General features: G+C 43.8%; 19 protein-coding genes. 12 read left to right on the plus strand and 7 right to left on the minus strand.

Going from position 1 to position 16,777, the window contains the following annotated elements:
* The 6 genes from QVA83_RS16040 to arsB form a co-directional block, all read left to right on the plus strand.
* Window positions 1-546, plus strand: a 546-nt coding sequence (locus QVA83_RS16040) for a hypothetical protein (protein ID WP_287498675.1), incomplete at its 5' end; no start/stop codon positions are given.
* Between the two features lie 170 nt (window positions 547-716).
* On the plus strand, window positions 717-1,406 hold the full coding sequence (locus tag QVA83_RS16045; RefSeq protein ID WP_156078764.1) for a protein-tyrosine phosphatase family protein: 690 nt from the start codon (window positions 717-719) through the stop codon (window positions 1,404-1,406).
* Window positions 1,407-1,548: 142 nt separating this feature from the next.
* Complete coding sequence (locus QVA83_RS16050; protein WP_156078765.1) at window positions 1,549-1,893, plus strand: metalloregulator ArsR/SmtB family transcription factor; 345 nt, start codon at window positions 1,549-1,551, stop codon at window positions 1,891-1,893.
* Between the two features lie 172 nt (window positions 1,894-2,065).
* A complete protein-coding gene (locus QVA83_RS16055; RefSeq protein ID WP_014980113.1) occupies window positions 2,066-2,533 on the plus strand; it encodes an arsenate reductase ArsC in 468 nt (155 codons plus the stop codon).
* Window positions 2,533-3,300, plus strand: a complete 768-nt coding sequence (arsH, locus tag QVA83_RS16060) for an arsenical resistance protein ArsH (protein WP_039226266.1) — start codon at window positions 2,533-2,535, stop codon at window positions 3,298-3,300. Before QVA83_RS16055 ends, arsH begins: the two co-directional genes overlap by 1 nt.
* A gap of 22 nt (window positions 3,301-3,322) precedes the next feature.
* Entirely contained in the window at window positions 3,323-4,351 is a 1,029-nt protein-coding gene (arsB, locus tag QVA83_RS16065) for an ACR3 family arsenite efflux transporter (protein WP_014980115.1), read from the plus strand.
* A gap of 105 nt (window positions 4,352-4,456) precedes the next feature.
* On the opposite strand, the gene QVA83_RS16070 is transcribed toward arsB, so the two are convergent.
* Window positions 4,457-4,855, minus strand: a complete 399-nt coding sequence (locus QVA83_RS16070) for a response regulator (RefSeq protein ID WP_014950500.1) — start codon at window positions 4,853-4,855, stop codon at window positions 4,457-4,459.
* Window positions 4,856-5,034: 179 nt separating this feature from the next.
* Between QVA83_RS16070 and aceK the strand changes: the two genes are divergently transcribed.
* From aceK to QVA83_RS16085, 3 genes are all read left to right on the plus strand, one after another.
* Window positions 5,035-6,765 (plus strand): bifunctional isocitrate dehydrogenase kinase/phosphatase, encoded by a 1,731-nt coding sequence (aceK, locus tag QVA83_RS16075; RefSeq protein WP_049586015.1) that lies wholly within the window; start codon window positions 5,035-5,037, stop codon window positions 6,763-6,765.
* A 299-nt stretch (window positions 6,766-7,064) separates the two neighbouring features.
* Entirely contained in the window at window positions 7,065-7,745 is a 681-nt protein-coding gene (locus QVA83_RS16080) for a response regulator transcription factor (protein ID WP_014950502.1), read from the plus strand.
* Window positions 7,742-9,142 carry a HAMP domain-containing sensor histidine kinase gene (locus QVA83_RS16085; RefSeq protein ID WP_283631839.1) on the plus strand — a complete coding sequence of 467 codons (1,401 nt, stop codon included), beginning with the start codon at window positions 7,742-7,744 and terminating at the stop codon, window positions 9,140-9,142. Before QVA83_RS16080 ends, QVA83_RS16085 begins: the two co-directional genes overlap by 4 nt.
* Before the next feature lie 109 nt (window positions 9,143-9,251).
* On the opposite strand, the gene QVA83_RS16090 is transcribed toward QVA83_RS16085, so the two are convergent.
* The 3 genes from QVA83_RS16090 to QVA83_RS16100 form a co-directional block, all read right to left on the minus strand.
* Window positions 9,252-9,890, minus strand: coding sequence for an RpiB/LacA/LacB family sugar-phosphate isomerase (locus QVA83_RS16090; protein ID WP_156078767.1), 639 nt, complete (start codon window positions 9,888-9,890; stop codon window positions 9,252-9,254).
* A gap of 213 nt (window positions 9,891-10,103) precedes the next feature.
* On the minus strand, window positions 10,104-10,664 hold the full coding sequence (locus QVA83_RS16095) for a DUF3833 domain-containing protein (protein ID WP_156078768.1): 561 nt from the start codon (window positions 10,662-10,664) through the stop codon (window positions 10,104-10,106).
* Window positions 10,665-10,724: 60 nt separating this feature from the next.
* A complete protein-coding gene (locus QVA83_RS16100; protein WP_156078769.1) occupies window positions 10,725-11,381 on the minus strand; it encodes a chalcone isomerase family protein in 657 nt (218 codons plus the stop codon).
* 107 nt (window positions 11,382-11,488) lie between these two features.
* Here QVA83_RS16100 and QVA83_RS16105 point away from each other — a divergent pair, with 107 nt between their 5' ends.
* Entirely contained in the window at window positions 11,489-12,418 is a 930-nt protein-coding gene (locus QVA83_RS16105; protein ID WP_156078770.1) for a 1-aminocyclopropane-1-carboxylate deaminase/D-cysteine desulfhydrase, read from the plus strand.
* 171 nt (window positions 12,419-12,589) lie between these two features.
* Window positions 12,590-12,835, plus strand: a complete 246-nt coding sequence (locus QVA83_RS16110) for a DUF4282 domain-containing protein (protein ID WP_014950508.1) — start codon at window positions 12,590-12,592, stop codon at window positions 12,833-12,835.
* 68 nt (window positions 12,836-12,903) lie between these two features.
* Here the strand turns inward: QVA83_RS16110 and add are convergent, their stop codons facing one another.
* The 3 genes from add to QVA83_RS16125 all read right to left on the minus strand — a co-directional run bounded on the left by add (window position 12,904) and on the right by QVA83_RS16125 (window position 15,453).
* Window positions 12,904-13,917, minus strand: a complete 1,014-nt coding sequence (gene add / locus QVA83_RS16115; protein ID WP_069944817.1) for an adenosine deaminase — start codon at window positions 13,915-13,917, stop codon at window positions 12,904-12,906.
* A gap of 308 nt (window positions 13,918-14,225) precedes the next feature.
* Complete coding sequence (locus tag QVA83_RS16120; protein WP_156078771.1) at window positions 14,226-15,038, minus strand: sterol desaturase family protein; 813 nt, start codon at window positions 15,036-15,038, stop codon at window positions 14,226-14,228.
* On the minus strand, window positions 15,025-15,453 hold the full coding sequence (locus QVA83_RS16125; protein WP_069944819.1) for an SRPBCC family protein: 429 nt from the start codon (window positions 15,451-15,453) through the stop codon (window positions 15,025-15,027). Before QVA83_RS16125 ends, QVA83_RS16120 begins: the two co-directional genes overlap by 14 nt.
* Before the next feature lie 99 nt (window positions 15,454-15,552).
* On the opposite strand from QVA83_RS16125, the gene QVA83_RS16130 reads away from it, so the two are divergent.
* Window positions 15,553-16,587 (plus strand): AraC family transcriptional regulator, encoded by a 1,035-nt coding sequence (locus QVA83_RS16130; protein ID WP_231513105.1) that lies wholly within the window; start codon window positions 15,553-15,555, stop codon window positions 16,585-16,587.
* Window positions 16,588-16,777 lie beyond the last annotated feature (190 nt).

Raw genomic sequence — 16,777 nt, forward strand, 5'->3', positions numbered from 1 at the left:
CACTTTGAGTCTGTTGCTTATTTCACTGCATACCTTAGAGGTCAATATATCTTTTTGCTGATGTTAAGCCTGTTGGTGTGGAACAACGTGAGGCATTCTGTAGCAGTGCTTAAAGTGAAGCAAAATCTTGAGCAGCTGCGCACAATTGAATATTTATGGCTACCCGTACTGCTTTTTGTCGTCGCTTCCATTGCGTTGTATCAGGGTATTACGTACGGCATCACGCTAACTTGTATCTTTGCCCCTATTGCACTGTTAAATGCCATTGGTATTGTGCGCTATGTTTATCAAAAAGACATCGTTGCAGGTTCGTGGGTAACTGAGCACATTGGGCATATCATTGGCTCTGGCATTGGTGCATATACCGCATTTTTTGCCTTTGGAGGACGCGCATTATTCGAAGGCTCGCCGTCACTACAACTTGTCAGTTGGGTTCTACCTGCCCTTATAGGCGTTCCTTTTTCAATCTGGCTTAGCTGTAAATACAAACCAAAATCATCTGGTCGTAATACGCCTTCTTTAAAACCTAAGGTAGTGAAAAGTTAAACTTAAAAGTGATATATAAACATTCAATTCAGCAGTTGTTATCAATGCCACGGTTAGGGCCTGTTTACATAACGGAGGCATTGCCACTTGGACAACAAGCCATCAAATGTGTAACGTAAGAAATGGCAATAACGCCACCACTAACCAGTGTGAACATCGAGCGCTAAATTATGAAAAAGCACCAATCAGCAGCACTTAAAATATTGAAAGATACACTGTCATTTCAAACGTATAAGCGTAGTCTCGCTGTCAGTGCGGCCTGTATTGGTTTAGGGCTAGGTTTAAGTGCACATGCGAACGCATATCATGAAGACAATTCAACACCGCAAACCAGTGACCAAACGCAAATGAATACCAAACCGACACTTACAACGCTCACCAACTACCAAGAAAACGCGCCATATATGTTCTCTTCGGGCTTACCCGATGCCTCTCACCTTTCTTTACTGAAAGAAAAAGGGGTGACGCACGTTGTAGATTTGATCCCAGGGGATAGAACCAGTGAAATCTTAACTACCTCAGAATTAGGACTCAATTACTTTAATGTGCCCGTGGATTGGGAAGGCCCCACATTAGCCAACTTTTTAAATTACGCAGCGTTTATGCAAACCGTCGATATCAAAGAAGACAAGGTACTCACGCACTGCAAACTGAATTGGCGAGGCGCTGCTTTTACGTATCTATACAGAATTAACGTACTTGGTGAAAATGAACAAGCCGCCCAAAAAGACCTTATGGCTATTTGGCATCCGAATCCAACATGGTTCGCCTTCATGAACGAGGTAATTGCCCACTACAATGAGGTAAACGGTAAAGAAGTAGCGATGTCGTTTGAGGCTGCCGATCCTGAAAACCACTAAATTTCTGGCTTACCGAGAATAATGGCGGTCTAAGACCCTCTCGTCCCTACCAAACACATATGAAATTTCAGATTTATTATTGACACATACGGAATTTCATATACGATACATCGCATACGAAATTTCATATGTGATGTGATTTATGTCGACTTGTTCTGATTCTGCGCAGCTACAGCCTTTAACATTTTTCAAATGCTTGTCGGAAGACACCCGCTTAAAGACGCTGCTTATGCTCTGTGTAAAAGGTGAGCTATGCGTGTGCGACCTTACTGATGCGCTTCAATTAAGCCAGCCCAAAATTTCACGCCATCTCGCTGACTTACGAAAGTGCGGTTTAGTTCTCGATACTCGTAAGGGCAAATGGGTGTATTACCAGCTCCATCCTGACCTACCCACTTGGGCGCTGGAGGTCATTAAGAACACCGCTATTCACAACAATGAATATATTAGCGAGGCGTTAGCGAATTTGTCCTGCGAGAATTGCTAGATTCCAAACTTTCTGAATGGCACAGAGACCGCTGCAAAAATGCACAGCAAAGGTCAAAAGGCCCTGGTGTTAATTGCAGCTTAATACTTCGCCAAGTATCTGTTTTTTTCGAAGTCTTATTCTATTTATTACAGCTACCCACAGTAGCCTCGACCATTAAACAAGGTTTTATATGAAGATTTTATATATTTGTACGCACAACCGTTGCCGCAGCATTCTTTGCGAGGCCATCACTAACGCCTCGAACGGCAATGTAGAAGCGCGCAGCGCGGGCAGCCAGCCTGTCGGTGAAGTACACCCTCTTTCTCTTAAGTACCTTGCAGAGCGCGGGTTCAGTACAGACGGCCTTCAAAGCCAGTCGTGGGATGAATTTGAAGATTACGATGCTGATCTTGTTGTCACGGTTTGTGATTCAGCGGCGGGCGAGTCATGCCCTGTTTATTTCGGTAAATCTCTTAAGGTGCACTGGGGCTTAGAAGACCCGTCTAAGTTAGAAGGTAGCGAACAAGAGAAAGCAGAGGCCTTCAACAACACCATCGATATTATTGAAAAGCGTGTAGCGGCATTAGCAGAACTTGCTGAGAAAAACTTAGATAAAGCAGCGCTTAAAGAGGCACTATCAAAATTAGGAGCTCAGTAATGGGTAACAGTAAATCAATGAGCCAAGATATATCAAGCAACCAAGAAAGCTCAAAGGCACAAAGCCCATCTGATAACGCGGTAATGGCGCAAATGCACAAGCCAATTATGGCTAACTTTGCATCAAGGTTCTCAGACCACAAGCCGCGTATATTGCTACTTTACGGCTCGCTCAGAGAACGCTCGTACAGCCGCCTAGTAATTGAAGAGTCGGCGCGGTTGCTCGAATACTTTGGCGCTGAAGCCAAAATCTTTGACCCTCGTGGATTGCCGCAGCCAGATACTGAAGATGACTCACATCCAAAAGTGAAAGAACTGCGTGAGCTTATGATGTGGTCTGAAGGGCAAATTTGGTGTTCACCAGAGCGCCACGGCAGCATGACTGGCATTATGAAAAGCATGATTGACTGGGTACCGCTTAGCCTTGGCGGCGTGCGACCGACCCAAGGTAAAACGTTGGCGATTATGCAGGTTTCCGGCGGTTCACAATCGTTCAATGCGGTAAACCAAATGCGCATTTTAGGTCGCTGGATGCGCATGCTAACCATCCCTAATCAGTCTTCTGTGGCAAAAGCCTTTCTAGAATTTGAAGACGATGGTCGCATGAAGCCGTCACCTTACTACAACCGCATTGTGGACGTAGTTGAAGAGTTGGTGAAATTTACTTTGCTCACCCGCGACAACAAAGACTTTTTAGTTGACCGCTATTCTGAGCGCGTTGAAAGCGCAGAAGAAGTGAGTAAGCGTGTTAATCAAAAATCGTTGTAAAGTAAGACAAAGGTGAATCAGAATGGGTTTCTTTGAACGTTATTTATCAGTGTGGGTTGGCCTTTGCATTGTTGCAGGGGTGGGCCTAGGCTATGCCATGCCGGGTGTCTTTGCGTCTATTGCGGCGCTTGAATATGCGCACGTAAACCTGATAGTGGCAGTACTTATTTGGCTAATGATTTACCCAATGATGGTACAAATAGACTTTGGCTCAATTAAAGACGTGGGTAAAAAGCCGAAAGGCCTTGTACTGACCTTGGTGATTAACTGGCTGATAAAGCCCTTCACTATGGCACTATTGGGTTGGCTATTTTTTAAGGGCATTTTTGCCGACTGGGTAGATCCGCAAACTGCCACTGAGTACATTGCAGGCATGATCCTACTGGGCGTCGCTCCATGTACAGCGATGGTATTTGTGTGGAGTCACCTTACCAAAGGGGATGCTAACTACACGTTAGTCCAGGTATCAATTAATGACTTGATTATGGTCGTTGCCTTTGCACCGCTTACCGCCATGCTGCTGGGCGTAACAGATATAACCGTACCATGGGATACCCTGCTGCTTTCTGTTGCACTGTATGTTGTATTGCCATTGGTCGCGGGTTATATCACGCGCCGTCACTTGGAAAATAAAGGCAATAACGCACAAGGAAATGGCGCTGTTGACGCATTGGTTAGCAAGTTCAAACCCTTTTCAGTTATCGGCCTGCTACTCACTATTGTTATTTTGTTTGGTCTTCAGGCCGAAACTATTTTATCGCAGCCGCAAGACATCGTGCTTATCGCGATACCGCTACTAATACAAACTTACGGTATTTTTGCCATTGCTTACTTTGCGGCAAAACGTATGAAACTGCCGCATAATGTTGCAGCGCCGGCATGTATGATTGGTACGTCAAACTTTTTTGAATTGGCGGTCGCCGTAGCCATTTCACTATTTGGCTTACACAGCGGCGCGGCACTTGCCACAGTGGTGGGCGTACTGGTTGAGGTACCAGTTATGCTTTCGCTAGTGTGGTTTGCAAACAAAACGCGCCACTGGTTTGACTAAGCGCATATGAAAAAGGGCGAACCACAGTTCGCCCCTTTTTCATCAATTTTTCTCATCAACCTTTATCAACGCTTTTCACAACGCTCTTTATAAGTCGTTAAAATCTTAAACCGCAATCGCTGGTTTGTAAGTATCGGGAAGAATAAAACCGAAGCGCTGCAAAACTGACGTTAGCACGTCCCGCTTTATCGGCTTTTCTATAAAGCCCAGTGCACCTAAAGACATTACTTTTTCTTGCATCATTGGCTGAATATCACCAGACACTACGATAACAAACGTTTCTAGCTGACGGCGTTTTATTTCACTCAACACACTGATGCCACCAAGAACAGGCATGGTCAGGTCCAGTAAAACCAAGTCTATTGTGTGATGAGCCAATACTTCCAACGCGTCCATACCATTTGACACTTCGTAAATAGTTTCAGCAAAGCCATCTGGCAAATTGCTTCTCGCCATTTTTCGCGCCAGCGCCGAGTCATCACAAATAAGAATATTAAAACCCATCAAATACAAACTTATAATTGGTTATTAATCCGCCAACAGAATACATTAAACGAAAGTATAATAAAACAAAAAAGTGTCTGATAATTGGTAACTTAATCGCCATCTGCGCCAAACTTCACTCTTCAAGCTATCTATTTTGTGGTAGATATAGCGAGTAACAAAATAAGGAACACACGACCATGCAAGAGTTAGCTACTAGCCAAGATAAGAGTTTGGTAAGAAAAGTTGCCTATCAAATTTTGTCTCATTTCGATAAGAGTTATCGATGGTTCACCCGCATCACTCGTGGCGCTCAAGAAAGGTTCGAAAAGGGAAATTGGAAAGAAACTCAGCTTGCCTCTAAAGAGCGAATAACCATTTACGAGCAAAGCCTGTCAGACGCTGTCGCCGAAATTTATCAGCTAACTCAAGTACATCAAAAAGACGACGCTTTCTGGCAAGAGCTTAAGAAAGTATTTGCATTACAGCTAGAAGGCCACCCGCAATTTGAGCTAGCCGAAACCTTTTACAACTCTGTAATTGGTCGCTTGTTTAAACATAGAAAAATCGATAACGATATGATGTTTGTCTTGCCCAGCCGCTGTTTCTTACCCGGGCAAGACAGAGACAAAGTGATTAACAGCTTCGACACCACCACCACGGTGCGTGAAATGTACGAGTCAATTTTTAAGATATATCGATACAACATTCCGTTTGAAAACTTCGAGCGAGACCTACAGAACCTTGAAAGCGCGCTTCGCGCTCGGTTGAATAAGGAGCAGCTAGCCAGCGTTCAAGCTGTGGAAATCCTTAAGCCTACGTTTTTTAGAGGAAAAGCCGCTTACCTGATTGGGCGAATTTGCATGCCCGACGAAACGCTGCCGTTTGTTATCGCCATGCGACGCTATAACGAACCCCATATGTTTGTGGATGCGCTGCTAACAGATCGCAAAGACTTAAGCGTTATTTTCGGTTTTGCTCGCAGCTACTTTATGGCTGACACTCAAAATCCTGCGGAAGTTGCCGCCTTTCTTCAAGAGCTTCTCCCCAATAAAAAGCACTTTGAGCTGTATATGGCAATGGGACACTATAAGCACGGTAAAACAGTGTTCTATCGCAACTTCTTGCAGCACATGGACGAGTCAGACGACAAATTTGAGGCGGCCCCTGGCATTCGAGGCCTGGTCATGATGGTTTTTCATCTGCCCTCTTATGGCGTGGTGTTTAAAATTATTAAAGACGAGTTTGCAGAGAGTAAAAAAATCACGCGTGAGCACGTTAAAGAATGCTACAAACTCGTAAAAATGTCAGACCGTGTGGGCCGAATGGCCGACACTCATGAATATGTGAATTTTAGGTTTCCGCTAGACAGAATTGAGCCTGAACTTATTGAAGAATTGAAAGAAACGTGTGCATCGAGCCTAGAATTCACTGAATCTGAACTCATCATTAAACACATGTACATTGAACGGAAAATGACGCCGCTTAATCTGTATCTACAAGAAGAAACAGATGAAGAGAAAATTACCCGTGCATTAGATGAGCTTGGACTGTGCATTAAGCAAATTGCTATGGCCAACATATTTCCTGGCGACATGCTACATAAAAACTTCGGTATTACCCGTCATGGCCGCGTTATTTTCTACGACTATGATGAAATTTGTTTAATGAATGAGCGCAATTTTAGATCCCTGCCGAAATCTGACGATCCTTATGCTATTGATACGCTCTCGGTAGCGCCTAACGACGTATTCCCCGAGCAGTTTGAGCACTTCATTGTAGGTAAACGCAAGTTCAAAGATATACTCAAATCGTTGCACGGTGATTTGATGACCCCTGAATATTGGCACGAAGTTCAGGAAAAATGTGCACGAGGCGATGTTCAACACTTCACGCCTTACAACGCCAGCATGCGTTTTGACAGAGGCTAACTAAGTTAAGTGTTTGATCAAGATGCACGTTGACCGGGGCCCCAGTGTAGTTCAATAGTGTAGAGCAAGCCAAAGCACTGTGCATGCGCCCTCTAGGGCACTAGACACCTGAACAAATTGTCGCTACATGCGAAAAAGCTTAAAAGTGATCGTTTCGTTACTTAACACTCGTAAAAGCATGTGAAAGCGATACTGCTTTGCGACTGCTTGATTTTGCTTGCTGACGATTAATCGCCACATAATGGCGACAGCAACGCCAAACAAGTGTGTGAATGTTGATAAACAAAAGAAGCGTAATAATGAAAGTGCTACTTGTAGAAGATGATCCAAAGGTTGCCTCGCACATTGCAAATGGACTATTGGGTGAAGGGCATGAATGTATTACTGTAGGTGATGGAACATCAGGCTACCAACAGGCGTCAAGTAACGAATTAGACGCCGTAATTCTGGATGTGATGCTGCCCGAACTCGACGGTTTTTCTGTTTTAGAAAAACTTCGCGAAGAAGGCAACACAACGCCCGTTTTATTACTGAGTGCAAAAAGTCAGGTTGAAGACAAGGTCAAAGGCCTTCGCACAGGCGCTAATGATTATTTAACTAAGCCTTTTGCCTTTGAAGAGTTACTTGCTCGCGTTGAAGGCCTTGCAGGTCGTAACAAAGAAGGTGAAGACAAGACGCTGATAAAAGTAGGCGACCTCACTCTAGACTTGGTTAACCGCAAAGTATTGCGTGGCGATCAAGAGATTGACCTGCAGTCTAAAGAATTTCAATTGCTTGAATGCCTGCTCCGTCACAAGGGTAAAGTCGTGACGCGAAGCATGCTGCTTGAGCAGGTTTGGAACTATCATTTCGACCCGCAAACGAATGTGATAGATGTTCACATTAGCCGATTGCGTCAAAAAGTGGATAAGGCGTTTAATGTCCCGCTTATCGAAACCGTAAGAGGCACAGGGTATCGAATAGCGGACGGGCTTGCATGATAGCAATACGCGACTTTACGCGTAGTTCAAGTTTTCGCGTAGGCGTATTGCTCACCACTCTAGCTTGTATTGCCATTGTTTTAATTGTTTATTTTTGGCGATTAACGAGCAGCGACTTGTTTATTTCGGAATCGAATGCTGCCGTTAATGCCAAAACAAACGCGCTGATTACTCTTTATGAAAACCTCGGTATTGACGCGGTTAAGTTAGCGATAGCCAAAGACAATGGCCAACATTCGCCAAATGGCTCAACAATCACCTCAGCCTCCGACCACCTACGTTCATTTGTTGCACTGAGTAAAGATGAACAAGTAGTGGCTGGCAATCTGTCGTCAATTCCCCTTGTTCTTGAGCGCCACAAAGGTGCCAGTTTTGCTACCGCAGAAATAGTTATCACCCGCCCCAATAGCACAACGAGAAAAACGCTGCGCCAAGCACTTATGAGAGAAGTAACCCTTGGCGATCACGTGCTTTACGTTGGTCGTGGCATTGACGATTTATACAGCGCACAGTGGTTTGGTAAAACGTTCAGCTGGATCATTGTGGTGTTGCTTTGTACCTTGAGTGTGCTGAGCTTCGCTATAGCCGTTTACGTGGTTAATCGAATTAACCGCATGTCGCAAACGGCGGATAAGATTATCAAAACGGGAAACCTGCAAGAGCGTTTAGAAATTGACAGTAATTGGGACGATCTGAGCAGTTTGTCATTTGTGTTTAATCAAATGCTCGATACTATCGAGAGTTCAGTCAACAATATAAAGTCAGTGACCGATAGCATCGCCCATGACCTTCGCACCCCATTATCTCGACTTCGCAACACGCTAGAAAAAATCGAAGACACTCAACTAAGGGAAGATACAACCCAAGAAGCCGACAACCTGCTAAACATGTTTAACAGCTTGTTACGCATAAGTGGGCTTGAAACCACCAATAAGAAAGAAGGCTTTTGTTCCACTGACGTACGCGCCATCGTAGAGGACGTGGTTGACCTGTATCACCCCCTTGCAGAAGAGCGCGACATTACCCTTTCGAGCGAGCTCGTTGCAGTTACAATGCTTGCCGATCCTAACCTGCTATTTCAAGCTGTAGCTAACGTGTTAGACAACGCCATAAAGTACTCTAACGAAAAAAGTGTGGTCACCGTACAGCTCTCTACCACAGCAAGTCATATCGTGATTGCCGTGAACGATGCGGGAATTGGCGTGGGTGAACATGAAATTGTGAATCTGGAGCGCCGATTTTATCGGGCAGACGGCAGTAGAACCAGTAAGGGAAATGGGTTGGGCTTATCGCTCGTGTCTGCCATTGTGAAGTTACACGACGGCCACATTTGGTTTATTCACGACCCGCTAGTTAAAGGGCACGGGTTAGGTGTGGTATTTACGTTTAAGCGTTAAGCTTTGGACTATTGTTTTTGTCGACAAAAAATAAAAAAACGCTGACGCTTTTTTCTTAGCATCAGCGCTTTTATCCTACATTTTCAACGTTGTGATTTGTGCCAGTCGCTTACGCTAACAGCGACTTCACATACGCTTTAATCTCATCATCTTGACCGTGGTCAAATAGACACTGCTGGAAACGCTCGCCAGACACAGCTGTTTTAACCAGCTCAACGTCCATTTTCTTTAGTGAATCAACATAGCTCTCAGGCGCCAACGCACGCTTCAAATCTGCAAGAATACCTGCGTTTCTTACTTGAGGTTCTTTACGTTCAACGGGATAGCCCGCGCCACGCTCGCCTGTTAACGCTTTCTCAAAGATATAACGCGCATTAAGTTCAGCGCCCCATCCAAAGCCTTTTGCAAAAGGTAACGCTAACGCATTTCCATTGTTAACTTGGTTAAACAAAAATGCATCTGAAGGGTCGATACAATAACCGCAAAATACGCCTGGATGAGCATTCAATGACATCATAGCCCCTTGACCCGTACCACAGCCTGAAATCACAAAATCGACAGCTTTCGAGTTGAGTAGAATAGCTCCCATTATGCCTAAGTGCACATAGGTAAGATGGTGATCAGTTTCGCTGTTCATACCCACATTGAATACAGCGTGTCCCAGTGAGTCCGCCACGCTTGTGAGCTCATTTAATATTACCGGATTCTTAGCCGCCTGACTGTTTTCCATCATCAATGCAACTTTCATGAACGCTCCTAAGCAAAGAAAAATAAAGAATTAAACGCTTACATTAGCATGGAACGAAATGCCACCTCACGGGTAATGCCAAAGTAAATGTCGATTAGTTTCAAATGTGAAACGAAAACGGAAATATATAAAGATGGAGGGCCGACGAGTAACAAGTCACTGACCAGTAAATCTACTGGCCAGCATTTTTCAAAAAACGAGGTTAATGGCGTATTAGTCTGTTTGTTTTTGCATAAATATGGTGACTTCTGCCATCACAACACCAAACTTACGAATATACGAACGGTTCATCATAGTACTGTCGTCAAATGCCCAAAACCAATCGTCAAACGTCACTGAATAGCTAGTGTCATCCACCGGCAAATCCATCTCGTAATGAAAGTTAAATGCGTTGCCAAAGCTTGTGCCTTTGGCTGGACCATCAATGTCACTCGCGCGACCCACATAGCTATTATCACTCTGCTTTACGATGGTCCAAGTACGGGACGTTGGACCGTCGCCCACACCGTAATTAAAGGATTCATCAAGGGTTAACGTATCGCCGTCTACTGAACCATCGATGTCTACTACGAACCTTTGCACCACCTCGCCCGAGCGGTTCTGAACAATGCCCCAAGCTTTAACGTTCCCATCAAAAAATTGCTCAATATCGAAAACAGGCGATACAGACCTGTAGTCTTCACCATCGACTGAAACAGAGCATCCGGATAGCCCTGCCACCGTTAAAGCGGCAATTCCGATTCCTAAAACAAACTTCACCGTATTCTTTATCACTTTCGTAACCTTAATCAATTGACGAGATAGACATGGCGTAGTGCTAATAAAGCGTTGCCCTTATCCGTTTCCCAATAACTTCTTTCTAAATTTTGGCTCAGACGTTTTATCGCTTAGCCAGATATCAAAAAAACGCTGTGTAAATGCTTTGTCTTCAATTTCATCAGCCTTTTCACCGTTCACGTAAAACACACTCGTGCCATCTTTCGTAGCAATACCGGTAATGACGTCGCCCTCGCTGACGTCAGGAAAGATACTATTCATCAGGGAAAGCCACTTGTCTGAATCATCAGCCGATAGGTCTCCTTGCTTTTTCATTTCATCAATAGAACGCTGGGCAATTTTCTTGCCTTCCAAGTCTCGCTGGTACGTTAACTTTAGTGCAAAGGGGGGCTGGTTGGCGTATTCACCTTCAGGCGCATAAAGCTCACCGGTATACACATCCCAGAAGTAGTAAGAGAACATTCCTTTTCCAACAAGCTTTGCATTGGGAACATAATTACTGATGTGCTTAACATCTGGCTCTTGCGCAACCGCATTCTTTGACATGATTAGCCCGCTTGTTGATATCGAAACAAAAAGAATGATGGAAAACATCTTCGCAGCCATGCTAGCGCTATACATCGAATGTCCCCACACACCACTGGCACTTTCTGGGCGCATTGGTAAGGATTTAGCTCTCAACTGGCGAAATAGGCCATACATTTTGATAACCATAACTATGCTCTTATTAGCGTAATAAACATTACAGGTCTTTTATTGAATTTCTATCTGGTTATACTCTTGCCTTCACACATTTGATCAACTGACACTAGGCTCTCGTTGTGCTTCCCCTAGATGCATTTAAATCGTCATTAACCCTGCCCTCACCGCTAATCCCATTTAAGCCAAATTGGGAAGGTGCCAGCAAGGTATCGCTATTTGTTAAACGTGATGATGCTATTCACCCTGTAATGTCAGGTAATAAATGGCGAAAGCTAAGTCATGCGCTCACCAGCACGTTGCCAAAAACGATAGTGAGTTTCGGCGGCGGTTTTTCTAACCACCTGCATGCACTAGGCTTTGTTTGTTATAAATTGGGCATTCCTTTTATCGCCGTTATTCGCGGTGACTATAGCGCTGCACCTACACCCATGATTGAGGATTTGAAAAGTTGGGGCACCCGTATCGACTATGTAGACCGAGTCACTTACAAAAAGCGAAACGATAGCGCATATCTACTTCATCTTAAGCAGCAGCAACCTGACGCGATGATCATTCCTGAGGGCGGAAGCCAAGCACAAGCGCTTCAAGGGATAAAGGACATGGTTGATGAAATTGACATGGACTTTGATTTTATTGTCGCTCCTGTCGCTAGTGGAGCCACTTTGGCGGGAATAGTCAGTGCATTAAATAAACGTAATGAAAAGAATGCGAAAGACACTCTCCATCACACTGGTTGCAACGCTGTCGGTGTTGGCGTGCTGAAGGGTGAAGACTACTTAGAAGGATTAGTCGAACAATTTCTTCCAGCCTCGCTTGGGCGATCAAATTGGCATATTGAACACAACTACCACTTCGGTGGTTACGCCAAAGCGCCAAATGAGCTTCAAACCTTCTGCAACGATTTTAATAATACTTTCGATTTTGATATCGAGCCTGTTTATTCCGGCAAAGCCTTTTGGGCAGTTAAAGATATGCTGGCCAAAGGTATGTTTGAAGACGGGTCACGCATTGTTGTACTGCACACAGGCGGCTTGCAAGGCGCAAGATAAAATCCTTTTATAACAGAGTGTTGCGCTCACTACCTTTCGGTGTTACAACTATCCCTGTGAGCTTGCTCACAATTCTTTTAAACACTAAACAACGATAACAACAAGAAGTTTGTCGCAGGATGCGGCATAACATTAGCGCTTGCTACCTGCAAACTTCATCAAGGAATGATTATGAAAGATATTTTCTTCTTCGACTCAATGTTAACCCCTAAGATTATCACTTTCGTGTACTGGCTATTGCTTCTAGGATCTGTGGTAAGTGGCGTAACAACGATGTTTGTAGGGTACGACGCGAGTTTTGTATACGGCCTATTTATTATCGTGTCTGGCTGTATTGGCGCAAGAATCTGGTGCGAGCTGCTTATCGTACTTTTCAAAATTCACAGCAACCTTCAGAAAATTGCTAGTAAAGAGTAACGTTACTCCTTGTTAAAGGTGCCGCTCTGCGCAGCACCTTTAATTAAAACGAAATACTTAAAGCAAAATTACGCTACTGCAACAGTGTCCGTGTAACGTTTCAACGTATCTAAATAATCCATTTTACGCTTTTCAGAAAGCCAACTGGTTTTAAAGCTATTTTCAACAAGCGTGATTAAATCCTCTTTGCTGAATTGCCCTTCTTCTTGTAGGGCAATTAAATTCTCATTCAAGTAGGCTCTGAAATAAGACGGATCGTCTGAATTGATACTCGGCAGCAACCCTTTTTCCAACATTTGTTTCAATTCACAAGAAGTGAGTGATTGAACAACAAATTTGTTTGAAACAGGACAGACCGTTAATCCCAAATTTTTTGATTTTGCAAGCTCGCATAAAGCATCAGATTCGAGAATGTTTACACCATGATCAATCCTGTCGACCTTAATATCCTCAATTACTTGACGTATGTGCTCTTGCGTATTGTCTTGGTTAACATCACAGTGCATTGTAAGTTTAAGTCCCCATGAACGCGCTTTTGAGAATACTTCTGCAAACTTTGATGGCGGGTTATTTTTCTCGTCGGAATCGAGCCCGACGCCGACTAACTTGTTGAGGTGGGGCTTAGCTAGCTTCAGATGTTCCATCGCTGATTCAGCCGACATATCTCGCAAGAAGCACAGGATAAGCTGACTTTCTACACCCAATTCAGTGCGCGCATCTTTTTGCGCTGCATGTATTCCGTTAATAACGCTATCGAAACTCACACCTCGAATTGTATGAGCTTGGGGGTCAAAGAAAAGCTCAACATAAACGATGTTCTGTGCTGCGGCTCTCTTAAGGTATGCCATAGTAAGCTGGTAGAAGTCATCCTCTTCTATTAGCACGCTCATACCCGCGTAGTAAATATCGAGGAAAGAAGGTAAATCATAAAAATCATACGCCTTTATCATTTCTTCAGGTGTCTTGGCTTTCAGTGAAACGTTATTTTTCTGCGCTAAGGCAAAACTTAGCTCAGGCTCTAATGTGCCTTCAATATGAACGTGAAGTTCGGCTTTTGGCATATTTTCAATAAACTTTTTCATTTAACTTCCCTATTTCCTTGGCGCTTTTAGCTACTGTAAAAGCTTGGCTAGTATGTTGTTACCAACTGAAAAGGTGTTAATCTGCAAAAAGTGCGCCTAAGGAAAGCGAATTCAGTCAGACGCTGTTGGTTGTAATGCAACTCTAGAGGTTGCGGATCCTTGAGTGTGGAAAGTCTATTTAAATGGCATTCCCACTTTGCTTCATCTCGGTCAACAATATGCTTTACTTTGGTGCATTTCTGCCAATGAATGTGTGCAAATTGAATGAGTTGTAAAAACATAGTTCAGGCGCGCGAGCACCATTACTATCAATCTGCGACAGGATAGCCAAACAACCTCTTTAACTTTGCTTTTATCCCTTTTGCGTGCTGAAGCTGTTCACGAAGCACACCTATTTGACTTAAGTTGGCGCTAAGAGGATTGTCCTCAGGCATTTTTCCTACAATGCCGTACTTTATCGTTATCGCTTTGTCTTCTTTAGCGAAAGTGCCGAATAACTTATCCCATATAATAAGTACGCCACCGTAATTCTTATCGATATATGGTTTATTCGTTGCGTGATGAATACGGTGATGCGTAGGCGTGTTGAAGATACGCTCTACCCAGCCTAGGTTTCCAATCGTTTGAGTGTGTACAAAAAACTGATAAGCCAGATTGATAGCGACAATGGCAAAAACCAGACTTGGCGAAAAACCAATAAGAATCATTGGTACCCAGAACAGCCACATGCCCACAAAAGGATACAAAACGCTTTGCCTGAAAGCCGTTGTGAAATTCATTTTTGTCGAGCTGTGATGTACCACATGCGCTAGCCAAAACCAGTGTATGTTGTGTGAAGCACGATGAAACCAGTAGTACAAAAAGTCTTGAAGAATAAAACCTGCAAAAAGTGATAGTGCACTAAGCTCTATTTTAAATAGTGAAAACTGGTGTAACCAAATAAAAAAAGGCATTAGTAGAAGCAAGACCAATGCATCAGAGCCCTGATGCAATAGTGCAAGTAAGGCATTGTTCACACTGTCTTTTACATTGTAAAACTGTCGCGCTTTCTTAAATTCAACAAAAACACACAGTAGAAATACGGGGCTTAACCCTAGCAAAATAAGTTCAACGGGGATCAAAGCGTGCTCCTAACTTATCTAGACATTGCTCAATATCGTTTTGCAACAGGCGCGTCAGTAACCAGTTTGGTATATACCAGGGCGCCCGACAGGTAATGCGATAAGAAACGTTTGTTGAATTTTCCTGCTGCGTGAACGCAATAACGCCCCTGTGAGCTTTGACTGGAAAGTCATCAACCACTCTATACTCAATGCCGTTGGTATCTGCACGAACAATTTCTTCTTTAAAGCGTACTCCCAGAATAGTGACTTCTCTTACGCAGCCCTTTCCGCCGCTAATCTCATTATCATTTTCTGCTTTCAATACCTTAAACGACGCGTTGAAAAAATCGCTTAAATTCTGGTGATCAAGCAGCGTATCGCGCAGTTCTTTGGGCGTTGCAGCAATATTTTTTTGGTAGTAAACGTTAACCATCTAGGTTATTTCCTTTTTTGACGGCTCCTAGCATAAATTGACATTTTTATTTTATCTTGCGTTAATGCGACAGTGTTTTTGTTATTTTGCGACAAGCATATGCCATCAGTTTCCTCAGCCTATATCCAAAGTACGGTGAGCTATTTAGTTAGCTTAGGCGTTAATGCCGACAATGTTTCGTTAACTACCCAAAAGCATGACTCACTGTCTGGCTCTTCACGTGTTGATATGGATGTATACGTTGAGCTGTTAAACCAAGGAGTCGCATTAACCAACAATTCGTTATTTGGTTTTGAATTAGGTAAACATATTCAGGCGAAAGATTACGGGGTGCTGGGTTACCTTGTTGAAAGCTGCGAAAACTTGGCTCAAGCCATAAATGCGCTTACCCGCTTTGACGCTTTAGTCGCTGACATCGGCACCACTAGCGTGTTTTTCGAACCTGACAATACCCGCGTTGAGTGGGTACCCAAAAGCGCCGATTGCAAGCAGATGGTATTGCGCAACACCACAGCCTGGGTAGCAACCGTCTACAAGATATTAGGTTCTGCCTGTAAACTGAATGCCGTCACCTTTACGTTTCCTTTGAGCGATTCGGAAAAAGCCATGCTAGCGATGTGGTTCAATTGTGAGGTGGTTGATAACGCCAACACCAACGCCATTATTTTTCCTCAGCACCTTTTACATATTTCATTTACCAGCGAGAACAAAGCGATGTTTAGTGCGCTTGTAAAAGTATCCGAAGAAGAACTAATGGCGAGCAAAGGCGGCGACCGTGTTCAATGTGCCAATAGCCAGTTCTACGCCAATCAGCATGAAGACATAAGTCATAGAGTCGTTGCGCTTTTAAAAGCCAATCCAACCTTAAAAGGCTGCGATCAGCAACGCGTAGCCAATGCACTTTTTATCAGTCCGCGCACCTTACAGCGAAAATTGAAGCAAAGTGGCACTAGTTTTCAACAAATTCTCAATAGCGAACGCAAAGCCCGCTTAGATGATTTGCTGAAACATCACTCTATCGCTGATACCGCAGATTTATTGGGGTTTCAGGAACAATCATCATTTACCCACGCCTTTAAAAAGTGGTACTCAACAACACCACTGAAATACCAAAAACAACTTTTAGCGCCTTAAAGCTAATGTCCACTTCCTCATCGCCGAACTATTAAGTCGCGTTGAAGAACAACCGATAAAAAGCAATCGCCCTAGGGGCTGTTGACCTTTGGTGTACGAATTTTGGTCTAAATGGAAGCCTTTTAATCGCGAAACAGTCCTGCAAGCCTAGCGGGCTAAGTTAAAGGACTGTGACAAAGAGTAAAAGGCT

This window comes from Alteromonas sp. AO-Serp (assembly GCF_017849675.1).
GTDB lineage: Bacteria > Pseudomonadota > Gammaproteobacteria > Enterobacterales > Alteromonadaceae > Alteromonas > Alteromonas macleodii.

Coding starts and splice junctions, on each gene's coding strand:
- QVA83_RS16045 (WP_156078764.1), top strand. CDS start 717: ATGAAAAAGCACCAATCAGCAGCACTTAAAATATTGAAAGATACACTG.
- QVA83_RS16050 (WP_156078765.1), top strand. CDS start 1,549: ATGTCGACTTGTTCTGATTCTGCGCAGCTACAGCCTTTAACATTTTTC.
- QVA83_RS16055 (WP_014980113.1), top strand. CDS start 2,066: ATGAAGATTTTATATATTTGTACGCACAACCGTTGCCGCAGCATTCTT.
- arsH (WP_039226266.1), top strand. CDS start 2,533: ATGGGTAACAGTAAATCAATGAGCCAAGATATATCAAGCAACCAAGAA.
- arsB (WP_014980115.1), top strand. CDS start 3,323: ATGGGTTTCTTTGAACGTTATTTATCAGTGTGGGTTGGCCTTTGCATT.
- QVA83_RS16070 (WP_014950500.1), bottom strand. CDS start 4,855: ATGGGTTTTAATATTCTTATTTGTGATGACTCGGCGCTGGCGCGAAAA.
- aceK (WP_049586015.1), top strand. CDS start 5,035: ATGCAAGAGTTAGCTACTAGCCAAGATAAGAGTTTGGTAAGAAAAGTT.
- QVA83_RS16080 (WP_014950502.1), top strand. CDS start 7,065: ATGAAAGTGCTACTTGTAGAAGATGATCCAAAGGTTGCCTCGCACATT.
- QVA83_RS16085 (WP_283631839.1), top strand. CDS start 7,742: ATGATAGCAATACGCGACTTTACGCGTAGTTCAAGTTTTCGCGTAGGC.
- QVA83_RS16090 (WP_156078767.1), bottom strand. CDS start 9,890: ATGAAAGTTGCATTGATGATGGAAAACAGTCAGGCGGCTAAGAATCCG.
- QVA83_RS16100 (WP_156078769.1), bottom strand. CDS start 11,381: ATGGTTATCAAAATGTATGGCCTATTTCGCCAGTTGAGAGCTAAATCC.
- QVA83_RS16110 (WP_014950508.1), top strand. CDS start 12,590: ATGAAAGATATTTTCTTCTTCGACTCAATGTTAACCCCTAAGATTATC.
- add (WP_069944817.1), bottom strand. CDS start 13,917: ATGAAAAAGTTTATTGAAAATATGCCAAAAGCCGAACTTCACGTTCAT.
- QVA83_RS16125 (WP_069944819.1), bottom strand. CDS start 15,453: ATGGTTAACGTTTACTACCAAAAAAATATTGCTGCAACGCCCAAAGAA.
- QVA83_RS16130 (WP_231513105.1), top strand. CDS start 15,553: ATGCCATCAGTTTCCTCAGCCTATATCCAAAGTACGGTGAGCTATTTA.